This window comes from Aeromonas sp. QDB34, from assembly GCF_027705405.1.
Classification (GTDB): Bacteria; Pseudomonadota; Gammaproteobacteria; order Enterobacterales; family Aeromonadaceae; genus Aeromonas; species Aeromonas hydrophila.
The window spans coordinates 1-13,319 of record NZ_JAPDBT010000039.1 but is presented as its reverse complement, the minus strand read 5'-3'; the positions used below and the strand labels follow the sequence as shown (position 1 = coordinate 13,319).

The 13,319-nt window shown below is 59.5% G+C and carries 14 protein-coding genes and 1 pseudogene; 14 read left to right on the top strand and 1 reads right to left on the bottom strand.

Annotated elements, in window-relative coordinates; genetic code table 11:
* The first annotated feature begins 630 nt into the window (after nt 1-630).
* The 14 genes from OKC29_RS22485 to OKC29_RS22420 all read left to right on the top strand — a co-directional run bounded on the left by OKC29_RS22485 (nt 631) and on the right by OKC29_RS22420 (nt 11,947).
* Nucleotides 631-912, top strand: coding sequence for a hypothetical protein (locus tag OKC29_RS22485; RefSeq protein WP_134696309.1), 282 nt, complete (start codon nt 631-633; stop codon nt 910-912).
* Complete coding sequence (locus OKC29_RS22480; RefSeq protein ID WP_134696310.1) at nt 909-1,241, top strand: type II toxin-antitoxin system RelE/ParE family toxin; 333 nt, start codon at nt 909-911, stop codon at nt 1,239-1,241. The genes OKC29_RS22485 and OKC29_RS22480 overlap by 4 nt, the downstream gene beginning before the upstream one ends.
* Nucleotides 1,242-1,735: 494 nt before the next feature.
* Entirely contained in the window at nt 1,736-2,632 is an 897-nt protein-coding gene (locus OKC29_RS22475) for an AbiTii domain-containing protein (RefSeq protein WP_103828859.1), read from the top strand.
* Nucleotides 2,633-2,794: 162 nt separating this feature from the next.
* Entirely contained in the window at nt 2,795-3,712 is a 918-nt protein-coding gene (locus OKC29_RS22470) for a hypothetical protein (protein WP_194760742.1), read from the top strand.
* Nucleotides 3,705-3,995 (top strand): hypothetical protein, encoded by a 291-nt coding sequence (locus tag OKC29_RS22465; protein ID WP_181014934.1) that lies wholly within the window; start codon nt 3,705-3,707, stop codon nt 3,993-3,995. The genes OKC29_RS22470 and OKC29_RS22465 overlap by 8 nt, the downstream gene beginning before the upstream one ends.
* Before the next feature lie 139 nt (nt 3,996-4,134).
* The gene (locus OKC29_RS22460; RefSeq protein ID WP_206618400.1) at nt 4,135-4,383 is read left to right on the top strand and encodes a hypothetical protein; all 249 of its coding nucleotides are present in this window, start codon (nt 4,135-4,137) and stop codon (nt 4,381-4,383) included.
* Between the two features lie 203 nt (nt 4,384-4,586).
* Complete coding sequence (locus tag OKC29_RS22455; RefSeq protein WP_167576804.1) at nt 4,587-5,456, top strand: AbiTii domain-containing protein; 870 nt, start codon at nt 4,587-4,589, stop codon at nt 5,454-5,456.
* 288 nt (nt 5,457-5,744) lie between these two features.
* The gene (locus tag OKC29_RS22450; RefSeq protein ID WP_128344160.1) at nt 5,745-6,023 is read left to right on the top strand and encodes a hypothetical protein; all 279 of its coding nucleotides are present in this window, start codon (nt 5,745-5,747) and stop codon (nt 6,021-6,023) included.
* Nucleotides 6,024-6,202: 179 nt separating this feature from the next.
* The gene (locus OKC29_RS22445) at nt 6,203-7,099 is read left to right on the top strand and encodes an AbiTii domain-containing protein (protein WP_228520267.1); all 897 of its coding nucleotides are present in this window, start codon (nt 6,203-6,205) and stop codon (nt 7,097-7,099) included.
* A gap of 165 nt (nt 7,100-7,264) precedes the next feature.
* Nucleotides 7,265-7,543 (top strand): hypothetical protein, encoded by a 279-nt coding sequence (locus tag OKC29_RS22440; protein ID WP_134749445.1) that lies wholly within the window; start codon nt 7,265-7,267, stop codon nt 7,541-7,543.
* Nucleotides 7,544-7,719: 176 nt separating this feature from the next.
* Nucleotides 7,720-8,622, top strand: coding sequence for an AbiTii domain-containing protein (locus OKC29_RS22435; protein WP_228520268.1), 903 nt, complete (start codon nt 7,720-7,722; stop codon nt 8,620-8,622).
* A gap of 175 nt (nt 8,623-8,797) precedes the next feature.
* Nucleotides 8,798-9,673, top strand: a complete 876-nt coding sequence (locus OKC29_RS22430; RefSeq protein WP_103828862.1) for an AbiTii domain-containing protein — start codon at nt 8,798-8,800, stop codon at nt 9,671-9,673.
* Between the two features lie 179 nt (nt 9,674-9,852).
* Complete coding sequence (locus OKC29_RS22425; protein WP_158656480.1) at nt 9,853-10,710, top strand: AbiTii domain-containing protein; 858 nt, start codon at nt 9,853-9,855, stop codon at nt 10,708-10,710.
* A gap of 562 nt (nt 10,711-11,272) precedes the next feature.
* The gene (locus OKC29_RS22420; RefSeq protein WP_134696313.1) at nt 11,273-11,947 is read left to right on the top strand and encodes an AbiTii domain-containing protein; all 675 of its coding nucleotides are present in this window, start codon (nt 11,273-11,275) and stop codon (nt 11,945-11,947) included.
* Nucleotides 11,948-12,273: 326 nt separating this feature from the next.
* Here the strand turns inward: OKC29_RS22420 and OKC29_RS22415 are convergent.
* Nucleotides 12,274-13,242 (bottom strand): annotated as a pseudogene (locus OKC29_RS22415) (DinB/UmuC family translesion DNA polymerase); the annotation flags it as partial.
* Nucleotides 13,243-13,319 lie beyond the last annotated feature (77 nt).

Below are 13,319 nucleotides of genomic sequence, written 5' to 3'. Positions count from 1 at the left end.
GAAGAGGATGGTGGTGATCAGATCACCGAGTCCTCAGTTAGTTCCATTCAAGCTGCATCAATTTGGGAAACAACGCCTCGGCCAGCACCACCCGCACTTTATGGGCCAAGGGATAACGGGGCGCACCAGGGGGCCGCCCTGGTGCAGGGTGGCCAGGGGGTGGCCATGGCCAAGCGGGGTGATCTGCATCGGGATCCTCGTCGCGGGGGGGAAGTCGGTGATCGGCAGGATGCCAGATCCGGGGGCCGCTGTCAGGGCCAATAAATCCGCGCCGGCCCGGCGCCGGTTTGGGAGTTTTACCGGATAGTGCGAAAAGTCAAAAGCGCGGGGGGAGCCAGGAAGGGCGCGGCGCGGGGCAGATCCTCGCCAGATCCACTAGATATAGTGTCCCCGGCCAGCTGCAAAGGCACCATATGTTGTGGTGAGGGGATGGCTAAGGGGATTTGGGAGTCTTGGTCAGCGGCCAAAGCCCGCCCCAAATCTGGCCAGCGAGGGGCCGGGATCCTGCCACTTGCAGCCCTACAACCGGCACGGCGGGTTAGTGGGTAATATTGGTAATCAATTTTGTACCGCTGCGTTCCGGGCAGGGGTATACTGATCCCATCACGGACACCAGTAAGAGATAACGCCATGAGAGAAGTCGTCAAAGCCATGTCCCAGCGCGCCGCGCGCGAGGCGTTGGGCACTCCAGAGAATTTCAGCGGCGGGGTCTACGTCACAAAGAACGGCACCCCCGAGTTGTTTATCACCACCGCCGCCGACCGCTCCCAAGAGCTGGCCGATCTGCACCAGGCGCGGGAAGATAAGGCGCTGGTCAAGCTGGTCGCCCTGGCCACCCAGGACATTGGCCGGCCAGGTCGCAGCTACAGCGAGGATGAAGCCCTGGCCCTGCTGCGGGCGGCCCGCACATGACGCTGTCGGTGCGCGTGACCGCGACCGCGCTGACCTGCCTGCAGGACATCGAAGCCTTCAATGCGGTGCACTGCGGGCCCGAGCAGGCCGCCGTCCTGGTGGAGACGTTGCTGACCGAGGCCGTGGCGGCGATCAGTGCCAATCCCCTGCTCTATCGCCAGTGCCCGGCGACCGCTGACTATGGCCTCGATGTGCGCGAGCGTATCGATCAGAAGGGCTACCGGGTGCTCTACAGTGTGCTGCCCGATGCGGCCTATATCCTGCTGGTGCTGCACCAGCGCCAGAGCATCGAGGATGCCCTGTATCGGCATCTGATCTTGCGACAATGACGGTGACGCACCCGATGACCCTTGTTAACCGCCTGGGTCGGTTGTTCGGCAGCCATGCCGCCGAACAAGACGCCCCGCACAAGACCCCGGCCGGCGACGTACTACCGGGCGAACCTGATTGTGATGTGTGTGGCGGGAGTTAGCAGGTATCTCCTACCATGCACTCAACCTCGTTGAGAAAGGAAAAAATGAGTAAGCGGATTCTTCTGTGGGCATATCTTGAGGGATATCAGCAACATCTATGGCCACGTTGGTTGAGGAGGCTGATTGTTGGCACAGAGCTTCACCGTGCGTGGCTATCTGGCCATATGGGGGTGTTCGAACCGGATGGCGGTGTTTGCTCCCGTGAATGGTACACCAGACGCTAATAGCAGTAAGAGGGATTTGAAAAACCGGCCATTGAGGACGAGCGGGATCCTGCCGTTTGCAGCCCTGCAATCCAAACTACCGAAACCGAGTACAATGGGGGCCTAATATCGCTTAGGAGCACGTCCATGCCCGCACTCATCCCCGAACTGATTGCCCTGGCCAACGATCCGGCCGTTAAAACCGCTGATCTGCTACGCCGCGCCCTAGTGGCGGCCCACCGCCTGCAGTTGCCCGAGTGGGTTACCTGGCTTGGACACGAGCTCAATGGATACGGGCCGGATGATGCCATCCCAGTCTATCGGCATGTACAAGGAGAAGTCCTGATCGATGGGCACCATGGACTGAAGGGGGTGGTCTTTCCGTCTGCAGAGGCCGCATTTCGATGGCAACTCTGCCACTTTGACACGCCTGTTGACGAGATTGAGGGGTGGTGTGCTGAATCTGACGATATTCATATGCAATTTTCCCCGCGCGAAGCTGATGCCTTGCGGGCGGCATGTGATACGAACTGTACCCCTCTTCGTCGGTTCACGTTGGCCAGCATGAACCGGATCTTGGGGGCGGTCAGAAATCAGGTTTTGAATTGGGCACTGCAGCTTGAAAAGGAGGGGATCTTGGGGGAAGGCATGAGCTTCACTTCTCAAGAGCGGCAGCAAGCCCAGCAGGTGGCGCCGGTAACCCACATTCACATCAATGGAGATGCTCATGGTCTTCAGTTGATGCAAAACTCGCCCGGCGGTCAGCAACAGCAGACTGTGACGATTGAACAGAAGGAAGTTGCCCTGGCGGCCTTGTTGCCGTGGCTACAACAGGTGATCGCGCAAGGGCAACTGCAGGGAGAAGCGTGTGCGGAGCTGCAGGCCGAGCTGGATACCCTCAAGGCCCAGGCCGCCTCCCCTAAGCCCAAGTGGCCGGTGATCGGCGCCGTGGCCAACAGTGTGCGGGCGATCCTGGAAGGGGCCGGCAGCGGGGTACTGACGGAAGCAGTGTTGGGCAGGCTGGCCACCTTGAGCGGCAGCTGATGGCGCGGGGGAGGGCTACCGCTCTGCGCTTACCTGCTGGCGGGTGTGCGATGGCGAACCGATGTCCTCGCTTACCGCCTAGCGCTGCTCCCAGTTGCAGTACGGCAACGGACAGACGGTGACTTGTCTGGGTATCCGCTCGGTTGGTCGGATTACCCATACATGGCACAATGGTTTTTTGGGAAGCAAGGCTGTGGAGGAAATGTGGATCCGAGCAGAAGTGGGCAGTGGTGGAATGGTGGATGGCAGCGCTGGGGTAAAAGCGAATGGGAAGGCGAGAAAACCTCAAGCTTTCGATCTGATGATCGTGGCAGCGTCACCTTAATTGAAACGAACAAAGGGCATTGGATAGCAAATGAAATTTGCGAAAATCCACGAGATATTTTAGCAAACGGTGTATTTCTGTGGACTGAAACAAAGGGAACCGGGCACGCCTTTATTTCAGTCCACAAAGAGTGGAGTATGCACGTATACACATACGGTCGATTTGATGGTAATCCTGTATCCCCTGTCGGTGACGGCGTACTTATTCAATATGGCTTTGCAAAAGCTCGGGAGTATTATCAACACGAACTATATAGCATGAATGCGAGAGCATTTAAAATCATGGATGTAGATGAAAATTTGACGTTGGCAATATTCCAAAGAAAATGGCTTTCCAGTTCCACTCAACCAGAAAAAGATAAAATAAAAGAAACTGGCAGAGTGATAAATAAATACGATCTAACTGGTAGTAACTGCACAACGACTTCCGTTGATGCGTTGAAGCTGGCAGGGACAAGCGTCTTCACTGTCAACGGGCCGATAGGGAACACGTACACAGAGGACTTCGTCATACCGTCATCACTCGAACGCCACCTGTCACAGCTAGCCTCAAGCTCTGACATGCTTGTAGTTGAGGTGACTTCGGCTATGAAGACAGCCATCCCGAACGGTGAGGGCTTATCGCCAATGAAGAGTGCAGGACCTATTGGAGAAACCCTTGGTTCCTCCGGCAATAGTTCCGGTGCTGCAGGTGGCAGCTCAAGTGGCGTTTCCCCAGGGACATTTGGTGGTTCATTAGGTAGCAGCAATGATTAAGAAAATCCTTAAAATAACAGGGGTGGCAATGCCCTTTGTGATTCATTTTATAATCATGAGCGCAATATTGGTTCTCGTATTGGTCAATATAAAATATGGATTAGAGTTTGATTTAATTGGCACTGAGTATAGCCGCCTAGTCAATGGCGTGTACGACATGATTTATTTTCTTTATTTTGGCTCAGTGATTTCATTCGCCGCGCTTTACTTTTCATATTTATTAGTTGTGAGGTGGGTCGAAAATAGAAAAACTAAATATAGTAACATGGGCGGCAATAAGTGATGACATAATATATAGCGGTACTATTTTTCGCTGTGATTATTCTGAAAGGTGTCGTGTGGATGGCGGAAACCGTATTCCGGTGGCGCGGTGGATGGACGACTAGATGGATAAAGTCATATCAGCAAGTAAGAGTAAAACCGTGTTACGTTGGGCCGGCATTGCGCTGGTTTCCCTGGGCTATTACCTCTGGCTGGGGGTGGCTTCTACCAGCTTCGGGCACATTGCTGAGAAGGAGAGCGTGATCGGGACTGGCCCCGTCTCGTTGGAGTATCACCGCGCCATGATGGACGCGGTGATGCAAGCCACCGGCGTGGTGTTTGACGCGGCCTCCCTGGGCTTCCTGATCTGCGTCCCCCTGATCCTCATCATCTTCCACAAGGTCAGGTGACTGCCCCCCCGCCCCGACCGTGATCACCGGCCTTGCCGTCACACATTGCCCCGCCCTGCGGGGCTTTTACTTTCTTGGTCAGCGGCAAAAGCCCGCCCCAAATCCGACACCGCGAGGGACCGGGATCCTGCCGCTTGCAGCGCTGCAATCAACCGTGACAAATCGGGTACACTGGGCCTCCCTTGTCGCCCTGGAGCACCTCGATGCCCACCCCGCTATCTGACCTGATCGCCCTGGCCAGCGATCCGACCGTCAAGACCGCCGATCTGCTGCGCAAGGCCCTGGTGGTCGCCCGCCGGCTCAAGCAACCCGAGTGGGCTACCTGGATCGGGTATGAGCTGCAGGGCTATCCCGATGAGGTAGAGTTGCCACCCTACCGCCAGATGCGGTGTGAGCTGATGGCCAGAGACTCCGCGCGTAGGCTGATCCCGATCCAGTTTGATGATCCCCAGGTGGCCTACCTTTATACCTGGTGCCGGTGTGGCCAGCCTGTTGGCCCGCTGGAAGAGGCGGTGATACCAGGGAAACCCCTGAGTTTTTGCTTTGCTGCAGATGTGGCCGTCGAGATGATGCAGGCACTGCGGATCTCGAGGGTGCCGGAGCGGGTGCTGGGGGTTAACCAGGTACGAGGCCTTATCGATGCCGTGCGGGACAAGCTGCTGAGCAGGGCACTCGACCTGGCCGAGGCCGGGATCGAGGAGGACAAGATGCCCTCCCCACCTCAGCCGTTGGCGCCGGTGACCTTTCACATCGAGGGCGGGTTCCACGGTGGCCAAGTCATGGTGAGCTCGCCGGGAGGTCAGCAACAGCAAACAGTTACCGGCGAGCAGAAGGCCGCGGGCCCGTCCGGGTTGGCGCAGGGGAGCACGGATGCACCACGGCAGCCGGCAGACCTCGACACGCGGCAGCGCGAGCAGGACAGCCTCAAGCCCCAGGTCGCCACCGCCAAGCGGAAATGGCCGCTGATCGTCGTGCTGGCCGGTAGTAGCCTGCTGGCCGTGCTGCAAGGCGCCGGCGGCGGGGTGCTGAGCGAGCTGGTGCTGAAGTGGCTGGCCAGCTTGAGCGGCGGCTGATCGCTATCGTCGGGGTATGAGCGGGGCTGCGGCCCCGCTTTGTTTTCCGGGCCAACGGCCAAAGCCAAGGGCAAAAGGACACTGCCGCGCTGTGCTTGCCGGCTGGTGGGTGCGCGATGGCGAACCGATGCCATCCCTTACCGCCCAGCGCTGATCCCGCCGCTCACTCGACGAAGGAGTGATGGTCGGTGGTGCGCTCGTGCGTGGCGGCATGGTACGCTAAAGAGACTGTATATGGATACAGTGCTTTGCGCACAACGGTGCGGCCTGGTTGTTCTGGAGGGTGACATGATGGATTGGGTTTGGGATGCGTTGAGGATGCTGATAGCGGGGATCAGACAGGAGGGTATGACAGCGCTGTTGATCGTGCTGTTAGTTGCCGCTGGGATCGGGATACTGGAGAAGTTGAAAAATAATCGTTATGGCGCCGGCGCGGGGTTCATGGTTGTGCAGGTGTTGCTGGTGATAGGCGCCCTGCTGTTCTTCTGTTGGGCAGGGTATACAGCGACTCGGCCAAGCGATGACGATACAAAATGGATCCACGAGGTGGGCCAGTACGGCCTGTAACGATGGTGCCCAGATCACGCCCTGCTTATGCAGGGCGTTTGCTTTCTTGGTAAGCGGCCAAAGCCCGCCCCCAATCGGGTCAGCGAGGGCGAGCGGGGTCCGCCCCGCTCGCAGCGCTGCAATCGACAGGGCCAAACCGGGTACAATGGGCCCCCCTTGTCGACCCCTAGGAGCACCCGATGCCCGCCCTTATCCCCGAGCTGATCGCCATGGCCAGCGATCCGACCGTCAAAACTACCGACCTGCTGCGCAAGGCTATGGTGGCCGCCCGCTTGCTCAAGCAGCCCGAGTGGGCCACCTGGATAGACCATGAACTGCAAGGCTATCCGCAGTCCGGGGATTTACCGCCCTACCGTGTGCTGCAAGGTGAGCTCAAAGTCGATGTGCCTGGTCATGGGAGGCTTCCATTGCCAATTAGGAATGCCGAGATGAACAGGTTAATAACGGAATCCCGGTTTGGTCATCCGATGGGGGCCTTGGAGGACCTGGCTGTACCTGGTGAAGTTGTTCGTTCGTTCTTCACCCCCGAACAGAGCCAATTTCTGATACAAGAGCTTTCACTGCCAGGGGTGCCAGAACTCGCCTTGGGGTCAAACCAAGTTCGTGGGCTTATTGAGGCGGTCCGAGACAAGCTGCTGACTTGGGCGCTTGACTTGGCTGATGCAGGGATCCAGGGGGACGGGATGAGCTTTACCCCCCAGGAGCAGCAGCAAGCCCAGCAGCTGGCGCCGGTGAACATTCACATCGGGGGGAATGCGACCGGTTTTCAGTTCATGCAGAGCTCGCCCGGCGGCCAGCAACAGCAGACAGCGACAGGCGAGCAGAAGGCCGAGGCGCTGGCTGCCTTGTTGCCGTGGCTGCAGCAGGTGATCGCGCAAGGGCAGTTGCAGGGAGAGGCGTGTGCTGAGTTGCAGGCCGAACTGGACACCCTCAAGGCCCAGGCCGCCTCCCCTAACCCAAAATGGCCGGTGATCGGCGCCGTGGCCGGCAGTGTGCGGGTGGTGCTGGAAGGCGCCGGCGGTGGAGTGTTGGCGGCGCAGGCGCTGGGCTGGCTGGCCACCTTGAGCGGCAGCTGATAGCGCGGGGGACGGCTGCCGCGCTGCGCTGATCCCGCCGCTCACTCGACAAGGGAGGATGGTCGGTGGTGCGCTCGAGCGGGGCGGCATGGTACGCTTGCGAGACTGTATATGGATACAGTATTTTGCGCTAAACGGCGTGGCTTGGTAGTTCTGGAGGGTGACATGATGGTTTGGGTTTGGGATGCGTTGAAGATGCTGATCGCGGGGATCAGACAGGAGGGCATGACAGCGCTGCTGATCCTGCTGTTTGTTGCCGCTGGGATCTGGATACTGGATGCGTTGAAAAAAAATCGTTATGGCGCCAGAGCGGGGTTCACGGTTGTGCAGGTGTTGCTGGTGATAGGCGCCCTGCTGTTCTTCTGTTGGGCAGGGTATACCGCGGCTCGGCCAGGCAATGACGATACAAAATGGATCCACGAGGTGGGCCAGTACGGCCTGTAACGATGGTGCCCAGATCACGCCCTGCTTATGCGGGGCGTTTGCTTTCTTGGTCAGCGGCTCAAGCCCGCCCAAAATCGGGCCAGCGAGGAGCCGGGATCCTGCCGTTTGCAGCACTGCAATCCGCACGACCGAAAACGGGTACAATGGGGGCTCCCATTTTGCCCAGGAACGCATCAATGCCCGCCCTTATCCCTGAACTCATCGCCATGGCCAGCGATCCGACCATCAAGACCGCCGACCTGCTACGCAAGGCATGGGTGGCCGCACGTCAGCTAAAGCAGCCGGAATGGGCTGCCTGGATCAACTATGAGCTGCAGGGCTATCCCGATGGTGTTGAGTTACCGCCCTACCGGTTGCTACGGGGAGAATTGAAGGTAAGAAATCCCATTCGGGGACTGATCCCGCTTATGTCCGACTCTCCGGGGCTGATCGAATCATTATCAACCTGTCGGTTTGTCAAACCGGTCGGCGAGCTGGAAGTGTTGGCGACCGCTGAGCATGGGATTGTCAGGTACTTGTTTCCTCCAAACGTTGCTGCGGAAATTATGGCAATGCAGGGGGATATGCCAATGACACCGGAGGTCGTACTGGCAACCAGCCAACTGCGCGGACTCCTTGAACTGATCAGAGACAAGGTGCTTGGCTGGGCGCTTGACCTGGCTGATGCAGGGATCCAGGGGGAAGGCATGAGTTTCACCCCACAGGAACAGCAGCAGGCCAAGCAGCTAGCGCCGGTGAACATTCACATCGGGGGGAATGCGACCGGTTTTCAGTTTATGCAGGACTCGCCCGGTGGCCAACAACAGCAGACGGTGACAAGTGCGCAGAAAGAGGCCGCCCTGGCGGCATTGTTGCCGTGGCTGGCGCAGGTGATCGCACAAGGGCAACTGCAGCGGGAGATGTGCGCGGAGCTGCAGGTCGAGATGGATACGCTCAAGGCCCAGGCTGCCTCCCACAACCCCAAATGGCCGGTGATCGGTGCCGTGGCCGGGAGTGTGCGGGCAATTCTGGAAGGCGCTGGCGGCGGAGTGCTGGCGGCGCAGGCGATGGGGTGGCTAGCAACCTTGACCGGTAGCTGAGCGGTATCGGGGCATGGGCGGGGCTGCGGCCCCGCTTTGCTTTCTTGGTCAGCGGCCAAAGCCCACCCCCAATCGGGTCAGCGAGGGCGAGCGGGGTCCGCCCCGCTTGCAGCGCTGCAATCGCGCAGGCCAAATCGGGTACACTGGGGCTCTTTTGTCGCCTAGGAGCGCCTGGATGCCCGCCCCACTCCCTGAACTCATCGCCCAGGCCAGCGATCCGGCCGTCAAGACAGCCGATCTGCTGCGCAAGGCCAAGGTGATCGCCCACCGGTGCCAGCTATCCGACCAGTTAGCCTGGATCGACCTGGAGCTGCGGGGCTACCGTGAGTCAGATCCTCTTCCTCTATACCGTTTTATCCGTGCCCCGGTGTACCTGCGGGATGTCCAGACAGGCGAATTGACTGATCTGTTTACGTTCCAAACTGACGGTGAGATTCCCGCTCAGGCTCACCTCTGTTTTGATTCGATCAGCAAGTTGGAGGCGCTGGGGTCACAAGGCACCCTCTATGTGCAACTCCCCTCTGGGCATCGCGTTTACGATGGCTTGTCAGCGAAAGCCCGCGATCAGTACCAGGTCGTGCATCAACTGGACGCATCCCAACTGCAGGCCGTCGTAGCTCAAGTCCGTGACAAGGTGTTGGACTGGGCACTCGAGCTGGCCAAGGCCGGGATCGAGGGGGACGGGATGCCCTCCCCACCCCAGCCGTTGGCGCCGGTGACCGTTCACATCGAGGGCGGGTTCCACGGTGGCCAAGTCATGGTGAGCTCGCCGGGAGGCCAGCAACAGCAAACCGTCACCGGCGAGCAGAAGGCCGCGGGCCCGTCCGGGTTGGCGCAGGGGAGCGCGGATGCACCACGGCAGCCGGCAGACCGCGACACGCGGCAGAGCGAGCAGAACACCCTCAAGCCCCAGGCCGCCACCGCCAAGCGGAAATGGCCGCTGATCGTCGTGCTGGCCGGTAGTAGCGTGCTGGCCGTGCTGCAAGGCGCCGGCGGCGGGGTGCTGAGCGAGCTGGTGCTGAAGTGGCTGGCCAGCTTGAGCGGCGGCTGATCGCTATCGTCGGGGTATGAGCGGGGCTGCGGCCCCGCTTTGCATACTGGGGCCAACGGACAAAGCCAAGCTCAAATCCAGCCAGAGCGGACCGGCTGTATCCGACCCGCTTGCAGCGTTGCAACTGACCGGGCCAGATCGGGTACACTGGACCTCCCTTGTCGCCCAGGAGCACCTCGATGTCCACCTCGCTATCTGACCTGATTGCCCTGGCCGGTGATCCGGCAGTTAAGACCACCGATCTGCTCCGCAAGGCCAAGGTGGTCGCCCGTATGCTAAAACAGGCTGAGTGGGCTACCTGGATCGACCATGAGCTGCGGGGCTATCCGGATGATGCCAAGCTGCCCTCCTATCGTGTCATACGCTGTGAATTGAAAGCTCGGAATCCCTTTCGAGGGCTGATCCCCATCATCATCGACCACCCTGAATTCGCAGAAGCTGTCTCGACATGCAGCATTGGTCAGCCCATCAGCGGGTTGGAAGACGTGGCTATTCCCGGGAAAAATGTGAGCATGGTTCTCCCGCCGGAGATGATGGCCATGCTGATGCAAGACCTGAATATCTCAATGGAGCCGGTACGGGTGGTTGGCGGCAATCAGATCCGCGCACTTGTTGATGCGGTCCGGGACCAACTGTTGACCTGGGTGCTCGACTTGGTTGAGGCCGGGATCGAGGGGGACGAAATGCCCTCCTCGCCCCAGCCGCTGGCGCCGGTTACCATTCGCATCGAGGGCGGGTTCAACGGTGGTCAACTGATGGTGAGCTCGCCCGGGGGCCAGCAACAGCAAACCATCACCGGCGGGCAGAAGGCTACGGACCAGCCTGGGGTGGCGCAGGAGAAGCCACTGCAGCTGGCAAACGGCAATGTGCTTCAGAGCGAGCTGGATACTATCAAGGCCCAGACCGCCGCCCCCAAGTGGAAATGGCCGGTGATCGCTGCGGTGGCCAGCACTGTTGCGGCGATTCTGGAAGGAGCCGGCGGCGGGGTTCTGAGCGAACTGGTGCTGAAGTGGCTGGCAACCCTTAACGGCCACTGAGCTAGTCCGGCAGAGGCAGCAGGCCACGTTTTCTTCGTGCGGCGGGTGGCGTTGCGAGATACAAGCCAGATCAACTGGTGCAGCCCATATTGTGGACGCGGGGAATACTTCGTAGATAAACAGGGCTGGTCAAGTATTGGGGGCGAGTGATACCAGCGTGAGAATTATATATTATCTACATGATTTATCATGAATTTATGAAAAATGTTGGGGGGCAGGGTGTATAATGTCAACACGGGCACAAGAGCGAGTCTTATGGCTAGCCAGGAGGCCAATAACCCTCAGGTGAACGGATTCACCTGATTTGATATGGAGATCGATATGCTATCAAGCATGATTATCGCTAGCGGTTTGATGCTGATCTGCGTGTATCAAGTGAAGATTTCTCTTCACTTTCACCTACACGTAGGCCAGTGAAACTGGTTCAAAAAGTGACTTTTTGGAGGGAGGCTTCGGCCTCCCTTTTTTTTGACCCGGAGCGGATCCTCTCCGCTTGTAGCACTACAACCCGCACGACCGAAACCGGGTACAATAGGCCCCCACTATTGCCCAGGAGCACCCCATGCCTGCCCATGTTCCCGAACTCATCACCCTGGCCAGCGATCCGAACGTTGAAATCACTAAGTTGCTGCGCATGGCAAAGGTGGTGGCACGTCTGCTCCAACAGCCCGAGGCAATCATCTGGCTTGACCATGAGCTACAGGGCTATCCTGACGGCTGCGGTGTGCCCCGTTATCGCCAGCGGCGCGGGAATCTGGCGTACTGGCAGGCAGGGTCCCACCACTTGCTGTCAGTTGCCAACACCGAGCGGGCGGTACAGTGGCAAACTTGCCCGCTCTCGCTGCCCGCAAGCGAGCTGGCTGAGCTGGCCGCAACCGGCAAAGCACTGAGGGTCCGATTCCCCCCTGAGCTCATGAGCTTGCTGATGGCCGAAATCGGTACCGAACGGGAGGTGGAGATTTGTATGCCGACGGTCCAGATGCGGGCCCTCATCGCGGCGGTGCAGGAGCGGGTGCTAGACTGGGCACTCGCTTTGGCCGCTTCCGGTGTTCAGGGGGACAGCATGAGCGTCACTCCGCAAGAACGGCAGGTGGCGCCGGTGAGCATACACATCGGAGGGAATGCGACTGGTGTTCAAATTCAGCTGAACTCGCCCGGGGGCCATCAACAGCAGACAGTGTCCGGCGAGCAAAAGACCGATGCTCTGTCTTCTTGCTGGCCTGGCTCCAGCAGGTGAACGCCGAGGGAACGCTATCGGTATCGGCACACGCCGATTTGCAGGCCAAGCATGCAGCCCTGCAGGCGCAGGCCGACGCCCCCACGCCGAGCTGGCCGTTGATTGGAACCTTGGCCAACAGTGTGCGGGCGATCCTGGAAGGCGCCGGAGGAGTGCTTTCGGCACAAGCGCTGGGGTGGCTGGCTATCTTGACCGGTAGCTGATTGATAGCCGGATTCATGGGCGGGGCGACAGTCCGCTTTGCATTTTGGGAAAACAGCCGAAGAAGGAGGGAAATAACTCATCTTTAGTGGAATGGTTTTTCCCCTCATCACTCAAAATCATGGTTATGTCATTGCGATCGGCAATTCATGTAGGGCAGTGGTATAACGAGGGCTCAACTGCTCTCGCTTCATCATCCATTCTCTGTTCTCTTGGCCTCGGGCCGCGAAGAAGACTTTACCAAGCCTCCCCTGATTGATCTTGTCGATGACCTGCATCAGCGCCTCACTGCGCGGAGATTGCAGCTCAGCTGCGAACAGGTCGCCCTGTTGCATGTTGGCGGGGGTGAAGTCGGCCAGCATCACGCCTCCCTTCTGATAACGCTGCTCGTCACGCCAGATGCGGGGGAGTAGCTCGGGGATAAGAGCCAGCAGCGCCCGGGTGTCATGGGTGGGCATGACCAGCCTGCTGCTCACCTGGTTGCCGTAATAGGGCTCCCGGTCGCTGAATGGGCTGGTGCGAATGAACAGGGTGACATGGCGGCAGCACATCCCCTCCCCTCGCAATTTCTCGGCGGCCCGCTCCATGTAACCCGCCAGAGCCTGATGCATGGGGCCGATCTGGGTGATGCGCTCCCCAAACGAACGCGAGCAGATAATCTGCTGTTTGGCCTGGGCCACTTGCACCAGCTCAGCGCAGGGTATCCCCCGCAGTTCCTGCACCGTGCGCTCGACCACCACGCCATAGCGGCGGCGCAGGCTCTTGGGGTCGGCGGCGACCAGTTCCGCCACGGTCTTGATGCCCTGGGTCTCCAGCTTGGCGGTGAGCCGCCGACCAATACCCCATACCTCGTCTACCGGGGTGATCGCCATCAGCCTGACGCGGCGTCCTTCATCCCGCAGATCGACCACACCGCCCGTGGCGGGCCACTTCTTGGCGGCGTAGTTGGCGAGCTTGGCGAGCGTCTTGGTGGGGCCGATGCCGACCCCCACGGTCAGCCCGGTCCACTGCTGCACCCGCTCGCGGACTTGGTGGCCATAGGCCACCAAGTCGCCCGCCCAGCGTTCGCTCAGCTCGATAAAGGCCTCGTCGATGTAAAGGAAAGAAGAACAGCCATGGACATGACTTCAGCTCAGACATTCCGCTACTCAATCTCTGATGTCGGATGTCC